Consider the following 16,431-nt stretch of genomic DNA (forward strand, 5'->3'; position numbering starts at 1 on the left):
GACCCGAACAGCCGACCCTTCGAGACCGGCTCCGACGAAAAGGACTCCACGGTGACGACGCCCTTCTATGTGTCGCCGCAGCAGGCCATGGCGGACCGGGCCGACTATGCCCGCAAGGGCATCGCCCGCGGCCGCAGCGTGGTCGTGCTGACCTACGCGGACGGCATCCTGTTCGTGGCGGAGAACTACTCTCGCGCCCTGCACAAGATCAGCGAGATCTACGACCGCATCGCGTTCGCGGCGGTGGGCAAGTACAACGAGTTCGAGAACCTGCGGATCGGCGGCGTGCGCTACGCCGACATCCGCGGCTACTCGTACGCGCGCAACGACGTCACCGCCCGCGGGTTGGCGAACGTGTACGCACAGACGCTGGGCACGATCTTCTCCAGCGGCGGCGAGAAGCCCTACGAGGTGGAGCTGATCGTCGCCGAGGTCGGCAGCGCGCCCGAGGACGACCAGATCTATCGGCTCACCTACGACGGCTCGGTGGCCGACGAGCACAACTACGTCGCGATGGGCGGCAACGTCGAGCAGATCACCGAGCAGCTCAAGCGCAGCCACCGTGAGGGGCTCACCCTCGAGGCCGCGCTCAAGGTGGCGGTCGACGCGCTCTCGCGCGACGGTGTCGGCGAGAAGCGCTCGATCACGGCCTCCCAGTTGGAGGTCGCCACGCTGGACCGGACCCGGCCGCAGCAGCGCAAGTTCAAGCGCCTGGTGGGCGGTCAACTGACCCGCCTGCTCGGCGAGGCGGAGCCGGCCGCCGACGCGGCGGCGGAGGACGCGGCCGGGACCGCGCCCGAGGCCACGCCGGAGGCCGGCGAGGAGTAGTCCCGCGCACGTCACAGGGCCCGCGCACCGCTTCGGTGCGCGGGCCCTGACGTGTGTCGGGACCGACGCGGCCTCAGCCGGACGCGGGCCGCGCGGTCGAGCCGCGCACCAGGAGCTCGCCGGGCAGCACCACGTCCGGGCCCGCGTCGCCGGTGTCCAGCAGGTCGAGCAGCGCGGTCATGCCGCGCGCGCCCAGTTCGACGGCGGGCAGCCGGACCGTGGTCAGTTCGGGTTCGACCACGCGGGCGTAGCGCAGGTCGCCGAAGCCGGTCACCGACACGTCCTCGGGTACCCGGATCCCGAGCGCGCGGGCGGCCTTGTAGGCGCCCGCCGCCTGGAGGTCGTCGTCGCAGACGAGCACGGTGGGCCGGGCCGGCGACGCGAGCAGCGTCAGCGCGGCCTCGCGCCCGCCGTCCAGGGTCAGCGGCGCGGCGGCCTCGGCGACCACCTCCGCGGGCCCCAGCGCGGCCCGGAAGGCGTCGTCCCGGGCCCGGAACGTCCAGGTCCGCACGGCGGAGCCCAGCCGGGCGACCCGGCGGTGGCCCAGCCCGACCAGATAGCCGGCCAACGCGCGCATACCCTCGGCCACGTCGTCGTTGACGGTCGGTACGCCGCGCCCGGGCTCGCTGTCCAGCATCACCAGCGGCAGGTCCTCGCTGCCCGGCCCGGCCGAGCGCAGCACGTCCAGCGGCTCGACGGCCATCGAGGACGCGAGTACGCCGTCGATGGCGGCCGAGGAGAACGGGTTCGGGCTCAGGTCGATGCCGTCGCGGGTGGGGTAGACCACGACGCCGAAGTCCCGTTCGGCCGCGACCCGCGCCGCCCCGGTGTGCACCGCGCCGAAGAACGGCGAGGTGAGCACGGGCACGACGAGCATCACGGTGCGGGTGCGGCCCAGGCGCAACGACCGGGCCGAGTTGTTGGGCCGGTAGCCGAGCGTCGCCGCGGCGTCGCGGACCGCGGCGACGGTGGCGGGGGAGACCCGGCCGTGCCATTTGTCGGCGAGGACCAGGGACACGGTGGACTGCGACACGCCGGCGTGTTTGGCGACGTCCTTGCTGGTCGGGCGACCGGCGGGGGGCTGGGGCGACGGCAAGGGGACCTCGGGCGCGGTGTCGGGGACGGGGCGGGCCCAGCGTAGAACCCGCTTGCCATGCCGGCGGGACGGCAGGCACAGTGGTAGTCGGAAGTCATACGTATGACTGGACGGTGTGCGGACGTGTCGGGTGCGGCACGGGAGGGCGGTACCCGCGGATGCGGACCTATCTGGACCTGCTGCGGGTGCCGTACGCGGCGCGCCTGCTCGGCGGCACGCTGTTCGGCCGATTGCCCAACGGCATGGGCGCGTTGGCGGTGTTGCTGCTGGTGCGCGCGGACGGCGGCGGCTACGGGCTCGCGGGCGCGCTGTCCGCGGTCTACGGCCTGGCGAGCGCGGCCGGGCAGCCGGTACTCGGCCGGTGGATGGATCGGCGCGGGCAGACCGGCGTGTTGCTCGGCTCGGCGCTGGTCTCGGCGCTGGCCTACGCCGTGTTCGCGCTCGTGGGCGCCCACCCACTGCCGCTCGCCGTCGGCGCGGTGCTGATCGCGGGCTTCACCACGCCGCCGCTGGAAGCGGGCCTGCGCGCGCTGTGGCCCTCGGTCCTCACTCCCGAGCGGGTGCAGGCGGCGTACGCGCTGGACGCCGCCGCGCAGGAGATCCTGTTCACCGTGGGGCCGCTGATCGTGGTGGTCGTGGTGCAGGTGGCCTCGGCGGAACTGGCCGTGTTGCTGACCGGGTTGATCGGGGTGGCGGGCACCCTGATCGTGGTCACCGCGCGCCCCTCCCGAATCTGGCGCGGCGAGCAGCACACCCCGCACTGGGCGGGCGCGCTGCGTTCGGCCGGTCTGCGGGTGGTCCTGGTCGCGTTCACGCTGGCGGGCATCGCGCTGGGGGTGCTCAGTGTCGCGGCCGTGGCGTACGCCGACCACGAGGATTCCGGCGCGCTGTCCGGGGTGTTCCTGGCGGCGATGTCCTTCGGCGCGCTGCTGGGCGGCCTGGTGCACGGGGTGCGGGCCTGGCGGACCCCGCCGGCGCGTCGGTTGTTGTGGTTCATGTTGTGGCTGACGGTGTGTTATCTGCCACTGACGGCGGTGCCCGGCCCGTGGTTGATGATGCCGCTCGCGGTGCTGTCCGGGGTGTTCCTGGCGCCCGCGATCGCGTGCGTGTTCACCCTGATCGACGAGTTGGCGCCGCGCGGCACGGTGACCGAGGCGTTCGCGTGGCTGGTGGCCGCGATCGGGGCGGGTTCGGCACTGGGCATGGGACTGGCCGGTTGGGCCGGGGAAGTGGCCGGCGCGCGGGGCGCGTTCGCGGTCGCGGGCGTCGGCGCGGGGCTCGGATTGCTGGTATTGCTGGCCGGTCGGGGCCGGCTGATTTCAAACGTGATCCATTTTGTGGAAACCACCGACGCGGAGTTGTCCCGGAACGGCACGTCGTCGGCGTAATGTTGCCGCATGGACCGCCGCATCTTCGGGCTGGAGAACGAGTACGGCGTCACCTGTACGTTCCGGGGGCAGCGCAGGCTCTCCCCGGACGAGGTGGCGCGCTACCTCTTCCGCCGAGTCGTTTCGTGGGGCCGAAGCAGCAATGTCTTCCTACGCAATGGGGCCCGGCTGTATCTGGACGTGGGCAGCCACCCCGAATACGCGACGCCCGAGTGCGACTCGGTGCCGGAACTTGTCGTGCACGACAAGGCCGGTGAGCGCATTCTCGAAGGTCTCCTCGTCGACGCCGAACGGCGGCTGCACGAAGAGGGCATCGCGGGCGACGTGTATCTCTTCAAGAACAACACCGATTCCGCCGGCAACTCCTACGGTTGCCACGAGAACTATCTGGTGGCGCGGCACGGGGAATTCTCCCGGCTCGCCGATGTGCTCATCCCGTTCCTGGTGACCCGTCAGATGTTGTGCGGCGCGGGCAAGGTGCTGCAGACGCCGCGTGGTGCGGTGTACTGCGTGAGCCAGCGCGCCGAGCACATTTGGGAGGGTGTCAGTTCGGCCACGACCCGTTCCCGTCCGATAATCAACACGCGCGACGAACCGCATGCCGACGCCGAGCGCTATCGGCGGCTGCATGTGATCGTCGGCGACTCCAACATGGCCGAGCCCACCACGCTGCTCAAGGTCGGCTCCACCGATCTGGTGCTGCGGATGATCGAGGCCGGGATCGTGATGCGCGATCTGACCCTGGAGAACCCGATCCGGGCGATCCGCGAGGTCAGTCACGACATGACCGGCTCGCGCAAGGTGCGGTTGGCCAACGGCCGCGAGGCCAGCGCGCTGGACATCCAGCGGGAATACCTGACCAAAGCGCAGGAGTTCGCGGATCGCCGAGGCATCCGCACCGGCACCGTGGAGAAGGTGCTCGATCTGTGGGAGCGCACGCTCGACGCGATCGACTCCGGCAACCTGGACCTGGTCGGGCGCGAGATCGACTGGGTGATCAAATATCAGCTCATCGAGCGGTATCGGGCCAAGCACAACCTGCCCATGTCCTCGCCGAGGGTCGCCCAGATCGACCTCGCCTACCACGACATCCACCGGCGCCGCGGTCTCTACTACCTGATGGAGAGACGCGGGCAGATCGACCGGATCGGCAACGATCTGAAGATCTTCGAGGCGAAGTCGCTGCCGCCGCAGACCACTCGCGCGCGCCTGCGCGGCGAGTTCATCAAGAAGGCCCAGGAGCAGCGGCGCGACTTCACCGTGGACTGGGTGCACCTCAAGCTCAACGACCAGGCGCAGCGCACCGTGCTGTGCAAGGACCCGTTCCGGTCGGTGGACGACCGGGTGGAGAAGTTGATCGCCAGCATGTGATCGCCGGCATGTGATCGCCGCGAGGTGCTCACCGACGGTGATCGAGGACCGGCGGTCTCGACCCGCGCCGGCCGGCATGTGAGACGAAGCCGTCGCCCGCCCCCTCCCCTGGCCGGGAGCGGGCGGGCGACTGGCATGCTTGCTCGATGGTCGATACACCTACATGGGACATCGCTCCACCGGTCTTCGAGCTCGACGCGGTGGATGTGTGGGCGCACGGGCCCGGCGGGCGCACGGACATGCTCGTGGGCGTGGACTGGACGGTCCGCGAGGGCGAGCGCTGGGCGCTGCTCGGACACAACGGCGCGGGCAAGAGCACGATCCTGGCCCTGGCCGGCGCGCTGCGCTTCCCCGGCAACGGCACGGTGACCGTCCTGGGCAGGCAGCTCGGCCGGGTGGACGTGCGCGAGGTGCGCGCGCAGGTGGGCGCGGTCAACGCGGCGCTGCGCATTCCCGAGTACCTGAAGGTGACCGACTACGTGCTCACCGGGGCGACCGGCACGGTGCAGCCGCTGTACGGCAGGTACGGGCCGGCCGAGCGGGCCCGCGCCGCCGAGCTGATCGCGCTGCTGGGCCTGGAGCGGTTGGCGGATCGGGAGATCGCGGTGTGCTCCCAGGGCGAGCGCGGCCGGGCCCGGATCGCCCGGGCGCTGATGCCCGACCCGCGGCTGCTGCTCCTGGACGAGCCGGCCAACGCGCTGGACCTGCCCAGCCGTGAGGAACTGCTGGAGGCGATCGACTCGCTGACCCGCGAGTTGCCGCGGCTGACCCTGGTGATCGTCACCCACCACCTGGAGGAACTGCCCAGCTCGGTGACCCACGCACTGCTGCTGCGTCGGGGTACGACGGTCGCGGCGGGGCCGGCGCACGAGGTGATGACGGACGCCAACCTGAGCGAGTGCTTCGGCATTCCGCTGTCGGTGCGCGCCGAGGACGGGCGCTGGGCCGCCCGGCTCAAGCGGCCCGGCCGCGAGGTCGCCTGAACAGGGTCGTCGTCTTCACGTCGTCCTCACATCCGAACCCCATAGAGTGTCCCGGTCCTTGTCCATCTCAGCAGAGGAACATCGTGCGCCGTCTCGCTGCGCTCCTTCTGGTCCCCGCACTGGCCTTCACCGCGGTCGCGTGTGGCGATGACGACGGAGGAAAAACCGTTACACCGATCGTGACCGGAGCCTTCGGGCAGAAGCCGGACATCAAGATCCCCAAGGGGAAGTCCGGCGACAAGACGACGTCCACGATCCTCATCGAGGGCACCGGTGACGTGATCAAGAAGGACGATTACGTCGTCGCGGACACCGTCGGCAAGAACTGGGACGGCACGGACGCGGGCAACTCGTACGACACCAAGACTCCCGAGGTCTTCCAGGCGGGCAGCCAGGAGCTCCTGAAGGAGATCGGGCAGGGGATAATCGGCAAGAAGACCGGCACCCGGATGCTCGTGGTGGTGCCGGCCAAGGTCACCCAGGAAAAGCAGGCCGTCGTGCTGATGCTGGACCTGAAGTCGACCAAGACGATCGACCCCAAGGCGGAGGCCAAGGGCGCCGCGGTGACCCCGCCGGCCGGCCTTCCGGTGGCCAAGGTGGAGTCCGGCAAGGCCGCGGAGATCACCATCCCGCCGGGCGCGACCGCGCCGACCAAGCTGACGGTCCAGCCGCTGATCGAGGGCACCGGCCCGGTGGTCCAGAAGGGCCAGACGCTGGTCGCGCAGTACACCGGCGCGCTGTTCGACAAGGGCACCAAGTTCGACTCGTCGTGGGACCACGGTGGCGCGACCGCGTTCAAGATCGGCGTCGGCCAGGTCGTGACCGGTTGGGACGAGGGTCTGGTCGGGCAGAAGGTCGGCAGCCGCGTGCTGCTGGTCCTGCCGCCGGACAAGGGGTACGGCGCGGAGGGTTCCGGCGAGAAGATCCCGCCGAACTCGCCGCTGGTGTTCGTCGTGGACATCATCGACGCCCTGGGCGGCACGGCGGCCTGACGGCCCGTCGCGCACCGGATCGGGCGATCCGCCCGATAGGTTGGACCCCGCATTCAGCACTCGAACGGATACGGAAACGCTGTGACGAAGCTTACGAAGCCCGAGATCGACTTCCCCGAGGGCGGCGTGCCCGCCGAGCTGGAGATCACCGAGATCTGGGAAGGCGACGGCCCGGTGGCCCAGGCGGGCCAGAACGTCAGCGTGCACTACGTCGGCGTGGCCTTCTCCTCCGGCGAGGAGTTCGACGCGTCCTGGAACCGCAACGCCCCGCTCGACTTCCGGCTGGGTATCGGCCAGGTCATCGAGGGCTGGGACAAGGGTGTGCAGGGCATGAAGGTCGGCGGCCGGCGCAAGCTGGTCATCCCGCCGCACCAGGCCTACGGCGACCGCGGCGCGCCCGGCGCCATCGCGCCCGGCGAGACGCTGATCTTCGTGGTCGACCTGATGAAGGTCGGCTAGTCGTACGACGCACCCGGCCCCGGTTCGCGCGAGCAGCGCGGGCCGGGGCCGCGTTCGTTCCGCGGCCCTGGGTCCTGTCCGGCGGATCCTGGTGGGTCCGCGCCACCCGGCACCGCGCCTCGCCGCACCGGAGAAACAGCCGAAGAGAACCACTATGCGGCTGCTTCTCCGGCAGGCCGATGCACGGCATCCGCCCTTCGGGCTCCTCGCTGCGTTCACGACGCGGCCCGATCCACCAAGATCCGCCGGGCAGGGCCTAGTGCAGGCCCTGGGCCGGGAGTTCGGCCGCGAATCGGCCGGCCGCGGCGGCGGCCAGGAAGTAGGCGTGGTCGGCGTCCAGGCCCCGGCCCATCGTGGACAACCGGGCGGGTGTGGCGCGCAGCGCCGCGTCCAGGCCGTCGATCGGCACCGTGTGCACGTCGTGCCCGGCGCGCAGTGGCTCGACGTCCGCCGCGACCCGGCTCGCCAGCGGCTCGGGCAGGGTGGGCACGATCACGTCGGCCCGGGCCAGCGCGACCCGGCCGTACGCGGTGAGGCAGTGGTGCGAGACGCCGCGATGGCGCTCGCGCCCGTCCGCGTCGGAGATCCGCAGCGAGGCCACGGGTCGGCCGCCGAGTGCGGCGATCGCGTTGATCGCCTCGCCCGCCGCGACCCCGGAGAAGCCCCACGGCGTGCCCGTGCCCAGGTTGCCCGGCCCCTGCGCGACGATCGCCAGATCAGCGCCCTGCACGTGCCGGGCCGCGAGCAGACCGGTGTGCAGGGTGACCGCCTCCAAGTCGCCGCCGAGTGCCTGGCCCACCGTCACCGTGCCCGCCAGCCAGCCGTGTTCGCGCAGCGTGTCGACGGTCATCGAGAACCACAGCGGCAGCGTGCCGCCGTCGGTCATCACGTACACCACACGCGCGTGCGGGCGCGCGAGGCGGATCCCGGCGCAGATCGCGGGCAGCGCCGAGTGCAGGTCGGCGACCAGCACCGGCATGCCCTCCAGCGAGTCCGCGTCGCGCAGCGTCGCGTGGTGCGGCGAGTCCTGTTCGTCCACGCCGAGCACGACCGCCTGCATCGGCGTGTAGCGCGCCTTGACCACGTGCCCGGGGCCCGGCGGCGGATCCGGCGGCAGCCGATCGGGCAGCGCCACCACCAGCGCGTAGCCGCCGGTGCCCAGGCCCATGTCCTGCGCGGTGGTGTTGAGCAGCACGGTGTCGCCGACCTGCGGCGTGCCGGTCAGGTGCGGGTAGGCGATCGCGCGCAGCTCGCGCGCGGGGGCCGGTTCCGGTACGGCCGCGGTCAGTTCGACCGCTCCGCGCCAGGCCCGTCGGATCGCCGTCACTTCGCCGCGTCGCCAGGTGATCACGGTCCGGGAGCCTAACGCCGGCCGGTGTCGCCGGGCGAACCGGAGGGCCGGATTGCCGGGCGGGACCAACCGACGCGCCGAACGCGGTACGGTCGGGGCTGCGCCTTGTGGGAGGGACTGGGATCTGATGGCGATTCCGAAGCAGGAGCGGTTGGTGAGCCTGGTGATGTGTCTGCTCGCCGCCCGTCGCTACGTCACGAAGGAAGAGCTGCGGCAGTCGATCGAGTCGTATCGGCTGTGCACGTCCGACGAGGCCTTCGACCGCATGTTCGAGCGGGACAAGGACGACGTACGCGAACTCGGCTTCATCGTCGAGACGGGGGCCAACGACCCGCTGATCGAGTCCGCCGACGGCTACCGGATCCGCCCCGAGAAGAACGCGCTGCCACCGGTGGAGCTGGACCCCGAGGAGGCCGCCGCGCTCGCGCTGGCCGCCGGCGCCTGGCAGCAGTCCGCGCTGGCGGGGGCCGCGACCGGTGCGCTGTACAAGCTCAAGGCCGCCGGCGTGGAGATCGACTCGGCCCCGCTGACCAGCGTCGAGCCCCGGGTGACCGCGCGCGAGCCGGCCTTCGGGCCGCTGCTGGACGCGCTGCGCACCCGCCGCCCGATCCAGTTCGCCTACCGTCGCTCCGGTGCCGCCGAGGCCACGCCGCGGGTGGTCGAGCCGTGGGGGATGAGCTGTTGGCGCGGCCGGTGGTACCTGGTGGGCTTCTCCCGGGACCGACAGGAACAGCGGGTGTTCCGGCTGGACCGGATCGCCGACAAGCCCAAGCCGAAGCCGCTCAAGGAGCAGTTCCGGGCCGAGGTGCCGGAGAAGGTGGACGTGCGCGGCCAGGTCGCGCGCTTCGCCGGCGAGGGCGGCGAGGGCATCGCCCGGATCCGGGTCCGCACCGGCGCCGGGTTCCCGCTGCGTGCCCGGGCGAGCGCGGTGGTGCCGGCGGGCGAGGGCTGGGACGAGTTGGAACTGAGTCACGGACACGGACTGCACCACTGGCTCGCCGAGTTCGGCCCCGACGTGGTCGTGCTGGAGCCGCTCCATCTGCGCGAGGCCGTGGTCGCGCAACTGCGCGAGGCCGCCGGTGAGGCGACGGGACAGGTGAAGGTCGGATGAGCAACGCGATCGACGACACCCGGCGGCTGTTGTCGCTGGTTGCCTACCTGCGCGAGCGCCCCGGCACGCATCTGGACGACGTCGCGCGCGCGTTCGGCCTGCCGGTCGCGCAGGTCGAGGCGGACCTGGGCACGCTGCACATGTGCGGCACCAGCTTCATGGCCGACGATCTGCTCGAGCCGCACGTCGACTTCGAGGGCCGGGTCTTCCTGGACAACGCCGACGCGCCGGTGCGGCCGGTGCGGCTCGCGCCGCACGAGGCGCTGGCCCTGCTGGTGGCGCTGCGCGCGCTGGCGGGCCTGTCCGGGCTGCGCGAGCGGGACAAGGTCGCGCTGGGCCGGGTGACCGCCAAGCTGGAGGACGCGGCCGGCGAGGCCGCGCGCGCCGCCGAGGGGGTGACCGTGGAGTTCGAGGGCGACGACGCCGCCCAGGAGTCCGCGTTCGCCACGATGGACCGCGCGGTGAGTGAGCGGCGCCGGCTGCGGCTGCGCTACTACGTGCCGCGCCGGGACGAGATCACCGAGCGCGAGGTGGACCCGATCCGGCTGGTGTTGGTCGACGGGCACACCTACCTGGTGGCGTGGTGTCGGCAGGCCGAGGGCCGCCGGTTGTTCCGGCTGGACCGGGTCGCCGAGGCGGTGCTGCTGGACGAGGCGTCCGAGCCGCAGCCGGTGGAGCCGCTGGACCTGGCGGACGGTTTCGCGCCCACCGCCGCGGACGGCATCGAGGTGGTGCTCGAACTCGGTCCCGGCGGACGCTGGGTCACCGAGTACTACCGCTATGACAAGGTCGAGGAACTGGCCGACGGCGGCCTGCGGTTGACCCTGCGCACCCCCGACCCGGCCGGGATCCGGCGCCTCGCGCTGCGCCTGGGCGGGCACGGCAGGGTGATCTCCCCGCCGGAACTCGTGGACGATGTACGACGGACCGCCTCGGCCGCGCTCGCGGCCTACGCGGACCAGGCCGGCTGATTCGCCGCAGCCGGAGGCGATTGTCCAAAAACGGCACATCGCCCGGTCGCGGCCCAGCGGCACTCCCGGTACCACCGACGACAACCTTCCCGAGATTGCGAGGAGGCCCACGGTGTCGACGTTCACGGCGCGCTGCCCGGTCTGCGGACGCGTCGAGTTGACGGCGGATCAGCTACGGCTGGTACTCCGACCGAACAAGTCCTTCTACCTGTTCCGCTGCCCCACCTGCGCCGACTCGGTGCGCCGGCCGGCCGGTGAGCGGATCGTCGAACTGCTCACCGACGGCGGGGTGTCGTCGATGCAGGTCGCGCGCTGAAAGGCGGAGCGCGGCGGCGGGAGCGGGGGCTGTTAGGGTCGCCGCATGTTGCCGTGGGTCCTCGTCTTCATCGTGCTCGTCCTCGCCGGACTCGGCGTCATCGGCTGGTTCGCCTGGCGATTGTTCGGTGACGTGCGTCACCTCGGGGCGACCGTCGCGGACGCCTCCGCGCGACTGGCCGAGGCCGCCGCCGAACTGGACGCGGCCGGCGGCCCGACCGAGCGGCGCGGCGCCGTACCGCATCCGCGCGCCGCGGCCTCTCACCGACAGTGATCCGCACACGTGACCCCTGGGGGTTACGTCCGGTGCAGTTGTTCGCCACCATTGCGTTGCACAGGTGTAAGACGCACCGGCGTACGATCGAACCCGTAACCCCCCGGCCCCGGCAATGAGGTACTGACTATGTTTGGCAAGCTCGGTTGGCCCGAGATCATCCTGATCCTGGTTGTCGTCGTGCTGTTGTTCGGCGCCAAGCGTCTGCCGGACACGGCGCGTGCGCTGGGCCGTTCGCTGCGCATCCTCAAGAGCGAGACCAAGGCGATGAAGGACGACGGGGCGAGCGAGGCTCCCGCGTCCGACAAGACCGCCAAGACCACCGAGACGCCGCCGCGCACCATCCAGGCGGCTCCGGGCGACGTGAGCGAGGCGCGGCCGGTCGGCGAGCCCGACCACAACCGTCGCTGATATCCGCCACGCGCCTTTTAGGAGTCGGCCCTCAAGGTGCTTGACAAGGCAGGGCGCGGACGAAAGTCCGGCCCGAAAGAGAAGAAGATCAAGGACGCCGAGGGGCGCATGCCCCTCATGGAGCACTTGCGCGAACTGCGCAATCGCCTCGTCAAGGCGCTCCTGGCCATCATCGTCGTGACCATCGTCGCCGCGTTCTTCTACGAGGACATCGGCGCCTTCCTGGTCGATCCCGTCTGCGACCTCAAGAACGTCAAGGGCACCGGCGTCACCAAGTGCGGCCAGGGTGTCCTGGTGCAACAGGGCGTGCTCTCGCCGTTCTCGATGGCCCTGAAGATCTCGCTGGCCACCGGCATCATCGCGGCCTCACCGATCTGGCTCTACCAGATGTGGGCCTTCCTGGCGCCAGGGCTGCACAAGAACGAGAAGAAGTACTCGCTGGCCTTCGTCGGCGTGGGTGTGCCGCTGTTCCTGGGCGGCGCCTACTTCTCGTACTGGATCCTGCCGCACGCCCTCCAGGTGCTCCTGGACTTCACCCTCACCGATGCCAGCAACCAGATCCAGCTCGACGACTACCTCAACTTCGTCATCCGCATGGTCGTGGTGTTCGGTATCGCGTGCGAGCTGCCGCTCGTGCTGATCATGCTGAACTTCGGCGGGGTCGTCACCGCGAAGCAGCTCGCGAGCTGGTGGCGCTGGGTGGTGATGGGCATCTTCGTCTTCGGCGCGGTGGCCACCCCCACCACCGACCCGCTGACGATGATCCTGCTGTCCATCCCGATCACCGTGCTGTACGGGATCGCGCTGATCGTGGCCTGGCTCAACGACCGCCGGCGCGGCAAACGGCACGCGGAAGTGTTCGGCGCCGACCTCGACGACGACGAGGCGTCGGTCCTGGACACCTCGGTGCGCCCGGTCGAGCGGCCGAGCACCGTCGTGGACGAGTCGCAGGCGGGTTCCTCGACCAGGGTGGACGACATCACCTGAGGTCGGGTGGGCTAATCTCGCGCCTTGTGTCTCGGGAGATAGCGGTATTCGTCAACCCCACCGCGGGTCGTGGTCGGGGCCTCAAGGCCGCGTCGCTCGCGGCCGATCTGCTCCGTGACCGGGGGCTGACACCGCATCAGGTGTCCGCTCCCGGTGCCGCGGAGGGGATCGCCCGGCTGCGTGCGGTGGTCCGCGGCGGCGTGGCGGCCGTGGTCGCGGTCGGCGGGGACGGCACGGTCGCGGCCGCGTTGCAGGCGGTGGCGGGCACGAGCACGCCGCTGGGCGTGGTGCCGATCGGTTCGGGCAACGACTTCGCCCGGGCGTTGGACCTGCCGCTGGGCGACGTGGCCGCCGCGGCGCGGGTGGTGGCCGATCTGCATACGCGGCCGGTGGACCTGGGGCGGGCGGGGGAGCGCTGGTTCGGCACGATCCTGTGCACCGGATTCGACTCTCGGGTCAACGAACGCGCGAACCGGATGACCTGGGCCCGCGGGCGGACCCGCTACAACGCCGCCCTGGTGGGCGAGCTGGGCGCGCTGGCGCCGATCGCCTACGAACTGGAGCTGGACGGCAAACCGGTCGACGTCGAGGCGACGCTGATAGCGGTGGGCAACGGTCGCTCCTACGGCGGCGGCATGCGGATGTGCCCGGACGCCGATCTCGCCGACGGCCTGTTCGACGTCACGGTGGTGGCCGGCTGCGGGCGGGCCGAGCTGCTGCGGGTGTTCCCCAAGGTCTACGGCGGAAAGCACGTGAGCCATCCGCTGGTCACCGTGCACCGCGCCGCGACCGTGTCGCTGAGCGCGCGCGGGCTCAGCGGGTGGGCCGACGGCGAACGGCTGGGCGCGCTGCCGCTGACCGCGGACTGCGTGCCGGCGGCGGTCCGGGTCCTGGTGCCCGCGCCGCGCGGCTGAGCCACGGGCCGCCGGCCCGGCCGCCTGCTCGGGTCGAGCCGCCTGCCGAGTTCGGGCCGCCCGCCTTTCGGGAGCGGGCCGCCTTTCAGGATCGGGCCGCCTTTCGAGATCGAGCTGCCTTTCAAGATCGAGCTGCCTTTCAAGATCGAAAAAAGGTGATCACAGCCGTCGGTCCCGGCCGGTAGTCTGCTTGACGAGATGCCTCTCGATCCCGCACGCGGCACGGACCGCGACACCCAGATGTCCCCCGCCGAGCGCTACGCGGCCTCCCGCCGCCAAGCCGCCGACGAACGGACGAGCCTGCACGCCTTCCGCGAGCAGTACCCCTTCGGCCTCGATCCCTTCCAGGTCGAGGCCTGTCGCGCGCTGGAAAGCGGCAAGGGTGTGCTGGTCGCGGCGCCGACCGGTTCGGGCAAGACGGTGGTCGGCGAGTTCGCCGTGCACCTCGCGCTCGAACAGGGCCGCAAGTGCTTCTACACGACGCCGATCAAGGCGCTGTCGAACCAGAAGTTCGCCGATTTCCAAAAGCTCTACGGCGCGGCGAACGTGGGCCTGCTCACCGGGGACAACTCGGTCAACAGCGACGCCCCGGTGATCGTGATGACCACCGAGGTGCTGCGGAACATGCTCTACGCGTCCTCGAACGCGTTGAACGGCCTGGGCTACGTCGTGATGGACGAGGTGCACTACCTCTCCGACCGCTTCCGCGGCGCGGTGTGGGAGGAGGTGATCATCCACCTCTCCGAATCGGTCACGCTGGTCTCGCTCTCGGCGACCGTCAGCAACGCCGAGGAATTCGGCGACTGGCTGGGCACCGTGCGCGGCGACACCGCCGTGGTGGTTTCCGAGCACCGCCCGGTGCCGCTGTGGCAGCACGTGATCGCGGGCAACCGCACCTACGACCTGTTCACCGACGAGAACCACACCGAGGTCAACCCCGAGCTGATCCGGCTGGGCCGGATGGAGAGCGAGCGGGCGGGCCGACCGCAGGACCGCTACCGGCGCAATCGCGGCCAGGAGACCCGGCCGATGCGCAGCCGGATCTGGACGCCCAGCCGCGCGGAGGTGATCGACCGGCTCGACGCCGAGGGCCTGCTGCCCGCGATCACCTTCATCTTCAGCCGCAAGGGCTGCGAGGCGGCCGTGCAGCAGTGCCTGCACGCGGGCCTGCGGCTCAACGGCGAGGCGGAGCGGGCCGAGGTGCGCGCGATCGTGGAGGCGCGCACGACCGGGATCCCGGACGAGGACCGGCACGTGCTGGGCTACCACTCGTGGCTGGAGGCGCTCCAGCGCGGCATCGCCGCGCACCACGCGGGCATGTTGCCGACCTTCAAGGAGGTCGTCGAGGAACTGTTCGTCAAGGGCCTGGTCAAGGCGGTGTTCGCGACCGAGACACTGGCGCTGGGGATCAACATGCCGGCCCGCTCGGTGGTGCTGGAGAAGCTGGTCAAGTGGAACGGCGAGACGCACGCCGACCTGACCGCGGGCGAGTACACCCAGCTCACCGGACGCGCCGGGCGTCGCGGCATCGACATCGAGGGCCACGCCGTCGTGCTGTGGCACCAGGGCTTCGACGCGGGCCACCTGGCCGGGCTCGCGGGTACCCGCACCTATCCGCTGCGGTCCTCCTTCAAGCCGTCCTACAACATGGCGGTCAACCTGGTCGGCCAGGTCGGCCGGCACCGCTCGCGCGAGCTCCTGGAGACCTCGTTCGCGCAGTTCCAGGCGGACCGCTCGGTGGTCGGGCTGACCCGCCAGGTGCAGCGCAACGAGGAGGGGTTGGCCGGCTACCACGAGGCGATGACCTGCCACCTGGGCGACTTCGCCGAGTACGGGCGGCTGCGCCGCGCGCTCAAGGACCGCGAGACGGAACTGGCCCGCGAGGGCGTCTCACAGCGCCGGGCCGCGGCCGCCGCGTCGCTGGAGAAGCTCAGGCCCGGCGACATCATCGTGGTGCCCACCGGCAAGTACGCGGGCCTCGCGGTGGTCCTGGACCCGGGCACCGACCAGGGGCCGGAGGGTCCGCGCCCGTTCGTGCTCACCTCGGACCGCCAGGCCCGTCGACTGGCCGGGATCGACTTCCCCGTGCCGGTCACCGCGCTCGACCGGCTGCGCATCCCGCGCTCGTTCAACGCGCGCAACCCGCAGTCGCGCCGCGATCTGGCGTCCTCGCTGCGTACCAAGGCCGGCCACGTGGACCAGCCGCGGGCCCGCAAGCAGCGCTCGCCGGCGGCCGACGATCCCGAGCTCGCCAGGCTGCGGCAGGCGATCCGGCAACACCCGTGCCATGGCTGCGACGACCGCGAGGAGCACGCGCGCTGGGCGGAGCGCTACTACCGGCTGCTGCGCGACACCCAGGTGATCGAGAGCCGGATGAAGGGCCGTACGCACACCATCGCGCGCACCTTCGACCGGGTCTGCGCGATGCTCACCGACCTGGACTACCTCAAGGGCGACACGGTGACCGATGACGGGCGCCGGCTCGCGCGGATCTACGCCGAGTTGGACCTGCTCACCGCCGAGTGCCTGCGCGAGGGCCTGTGGGAGGAGCTGACGCCCGCGGAGCTGGCCGCGTGCGCGTCCGCGCTGGTGTACGAGTCGCGGCAGCCGGACGACGCGATGGCGCCCAAGCTGCCGGGTGGTGCGGCGCACGCCGCGCTGGCCGACATGGTGCGGCTGTGGGGGCACCTGGACGCGCTGGAGGGGCAGCACCACCTCGACTTCCTGCGCGAGCCGGACCTGGGCTTCGCCTGGACCGCGTACTCGTGGGCGTCGGGGCTGAGTCTGGACGCGGTGCTCGGCGAGGCCGACCTGCCGGCCGGCGACTTCGTCCGCTGGATCAAGCAACTGGTCGACGTGCTGGGCCAGATCGCCGCCGCCGCGCCGGACGACAGCAAGGTCGGCGGGACGGCGCGCAAGGCGATCGAGGGGCTGCGCCGAGGCGTGGTCTCGTACTCGTCGGTGGGCTGAGCGGGCGGCG

General features: G+C 71.4%; 16 protein-coding genes. 14 read left to right on the top strand and 2 right to left on the bottom strand.

Features of this window, described 5'->3' with window-relative positions; translation table 11 throughout:
• Nucleotides 1–51: 51 nt before the first annotated feature.
• Nucleotides 52–828: a proteasome subunit alpha gene (gene prcA, locus ACIRL2_RS03155; RefSeq protein WP_395873017.1), complete on the top strand. Its 777-nt coding sequence runs from the start codon at nt 52–54 to the stop codon at nt 826–828.
• A 73-nt stretch (nt 829–901) separates the two neighbouring features.
• On the opposite strand, the gene ACIRL2_RS03160 is transcribed toward prcA, so the two are convergent.
• On the bottom strand, nt 902–1,924 hold the full coding sequence (locus tag ACIRL2_RS03160; RefSeq protein WP_395873018.1) for a LacI family DNA-binding transcriptional regulator: 1,023 nt from the start codon (nt 1,922–1,924) through the stop codon (nt 902–904).
• A 158-nt stretch (nt 1,925–2,082) separates the two neighbouring features.
• Between ACIRL2_RS03160 and ACIRL2_RS03165 the strand changes: the two genes are divergently transcribed.
• From ACIRL2_RS03165 to ACIRL2_RS03185, 5 genes are all read left to right on the top strand, one after another.
• Nucleotides 2,083–3,312: an MFS transporter gene (locus tag ACIRL2_RS03165; protein WP_402229815.1), complete on the top strand. Its 1,230-nt coding sequence runs from the start codon at nt 2,083–2,085 to the stop codon at nt 3,310–3,312.
• Nucleotides 3,313–3,321: 9 nt separating this feature from the next.
• Nucleotides 3,322–4,683, top strand: coding sequence for a Pup--protein ligase (gene pafA / locus ACIRL2_RS03170; protein WP_355532574.1), 1,362 nt, complete (start codon nt 3,322–3,324; stop codon nt 4,681–4,683).
• A 146-nt stretch (nt 4,684–4,829) separates the two neighbouring features.
• Nucleotides 4,830–5,666, top strand: coding sequence for an ABC transporter ATP-binding protein (locus tag ACIRL2_RS03175; protein ID WP_395873020.1), 837 nt, complete (start codon nt 4,830–4,832; stop codon nt 5,664–5,666).
• A gap of 83 nt (nt 5,667–5,749) precedes the next feature.
• Nucleotides 5,750–6,658 (top strand): FKBP-type peptidyl-prolyl cis-trans isomerase, encoded by a 909-nt coding sequence (locus tag ACIRL2_RS03180; protein ID WP_402229818.1) that lies wholly within the window; start codon nt 5,750–5,752, stop codon nt 6,656–6,658.
• Nucleotides 6,659–6,739: 81 nt separating this feature from the next.
• A complete protein-coding gene (locus ACIRL2_RS03185; protein WP_395873022.1) occupies nt 6,740–7,117 on the top strand; it encodes an FKBP-type peptidyl-prolyl cis-trans isomerase in 378 nt (125 codons plus the stop codon).
• 256 nt (nt 7,118–7,373) lie between these two features.
• On the opposite strand, the gene ACIRL2_RS03190 is transcribed toward ACIRL2_RS03185, so the two are convergent.
• The gene (locus ACIRL2_RS03190; protein ID WP_402229822.1) at nt 7,374–8,468 is read right to left on the bottom strand and encodes a DUF3866 family protein; all 1,095 of its coding nucleotides are present in this window, start codon (nt 8,466–8,468) and stop codon (nt 7,374–7,376) included.
• 127 nt (nt 8,469–8,595) lie between these two features.
• Here ACIRL2_RS03190 and ACIRL2_RS03195 point away from each other — a divergent pair, with 127 nt between their 5' ends.
• From ACIRL2_RS03195 to ACIRL2_RS03230, 8 genes are all read left to right on the top strand, one after another.
• A complete protein-coding gene (locus ACIRL2_RS03195) occupies nt 8,596–9,579 on the top strand; it encodes a helix-turn-helix transcriptional regulator (RefSeq protein WP_395873024.1) in 984 nt (327 codons plus the stop codon).
• Nucleotides 9,576–10,550, top strand: coding sequence for a helix-turn-helix transcriptional regulator (locus tag ACIRL2_RS03200; protein WP_395873025.1), 975 nt, complete (start codon nt 9,576–9,578; stop codon nt 10,548–10,550). The genes ACIRL2_RS03195 and ACIRL2_RS03200 overlap by 4 nt, the downstream gene beginning before the upstream one ends.
• Nucleotides 10,551–10,662: 112 nt before the next feature.
• Nucleotides 10,663–10,866 (top strand): hypothetical protein, encoded by a 204-nt coding sequence (locus ACIRL2_RS03205; protein ID WP_078978606.1) that lies wholly within the window; start codon nt 10,663–10,665, stop codon nt 10,864–10,866.
• A 45-nt stretch (nt 10,867–10,911) separates the two neighbouring features.
• Complete coding sequence (locus ACIRL2_RS03210; protein ID WP_395873026.1) at nt 10,912–11,139, top strand: hypothetical protein; 228 nt, start codon at nt 10,912–10,914, stop codon at nt 11,137–11,139.
• 129 nt (nt 11,140–11,268) lie between these two features.
• On the top strand, nt 11,269–11,550 hold the full coding sequence (tatA, locus tag ACIRL2_RS03215; protein WP_395873027.1) for a Sec-independent protein translocase subunit TatA: 282 nt from the start codon (nt 11,269–11,271) through the stop codon (nt 11,548–11,550).
• Nucleotides 11,551–11,658: 108 nt separating this feature from the next.
• Nucleotides 11,659–12,537, top strand: a complete 879-nt coding sequence (gene tatC, locus ACIRL2_RS03220) for a twin-arginine translocase subunit TatC (RefSeq protein WP_395873039.1) — start codon at nt 11,659–11,661, stop codon at nt 12,535–12,537.
• Between the two features lie 26 nt (nt 12,538–12,563).
• Nucleotides 12,564–13,451, top strand: coding sequence for a YegS/Rv2252/BmrU family lipid kinase (locus ACIRL2_RS03225; RefSeq protein ID WP_395873028.1), 888 nt, complete (start codon nt 12,564–12,566; stop codon nt 13,449–13,451).
• A 198-nt stretch (nt 13,452–13,649) separates the two neighbouring features.
• Complete coding sequence (locus ACIRL2_RS03230; RefSeq protein ID WP_395873029.1) at nt 13,650–16,421, top strand: DEAD/DEAH box helicase; 2,772 nt, start codon at nt 13,650–13,652, stop codon at nt 16,419–16,421.
• Nucleotides 16,422–16,431 lie beyond the last annotated feature (10 nt).

This window comes from Embleya sp. NPDC127516 (genome assembly GCF_044765325.1).
In the GTDB taxonomy this organism is placed as follows: domain Bacteria; phylum Actinomycetota; class Actinomycetes; order Streptomycetales; family Streptomycetaceae; genus Embleya.

Bases quoted from the DNA above. Each gene is read 5' to 3' on its own strand.
- ACIRL2_RS03210 (WP_395873026.1), top strand. From the start codon at position 10,912: ATGTTGCCGTGGGTCCTCGTCTTCATCGTGCTCGTCCTCGCCGGACTC.
- ACIRL2_RS03200 (WP_395873025.1), top strand. From the start codon at position 9,576: ATGAGCAACGCGATCGACGACACCCGGCGGCTGTTGTCGCTGGTTGCC.
- ACIRL2_RS03195 (WP_395873024.1), top strand. From the start codon at position 8,596: ATGGCGATTCCGAAGCAGGAGCGGTTGGTGAGCCTGGTGATGTGTCTG.
- ACIRL2_RS03165 (WP_402229815.1), top strand. From the start codon at position 2,083: ATGCGGACCTATCTGGACCTGCTGCGGGTGCCGTACGCGGCGCGCCTG.
- tatA (WP_395873027.1), top strand. From the start codon at position 11,269: ATGTTTGGCAAGCTCGGTTGGCCCGAGATCATCCTGATCCTGGTTGTC.
- ACIRL2_RS03230 (WP_395873029.1), top strand. From the start codon at position 13,650: ATGCCTCTCGATCCCGCACGCGGCACGGACCGCGACACCCAGATGTCC.
- pafA (WP_355532574.1), top strand. From the start codon at position 3,322: ATGGACCGCCGCATCTTCGGGCTGGAGAACGAGTACGGCGTCACCTGT.
- tatC (WP_395873039.1), top strand. From the start codon at position 11,659: ATGCCCCTCATGGAGCACTTGCGCGAACTGCGCAATCGCCTCGTCAAG.
- ACIRL2_RS03175 (WP_395873020.1), top strand. From the start codon at position 4,830: ATGGTCGATACACCTACATGGGACATCGCTCCACCGGTCTTCGAGCTC.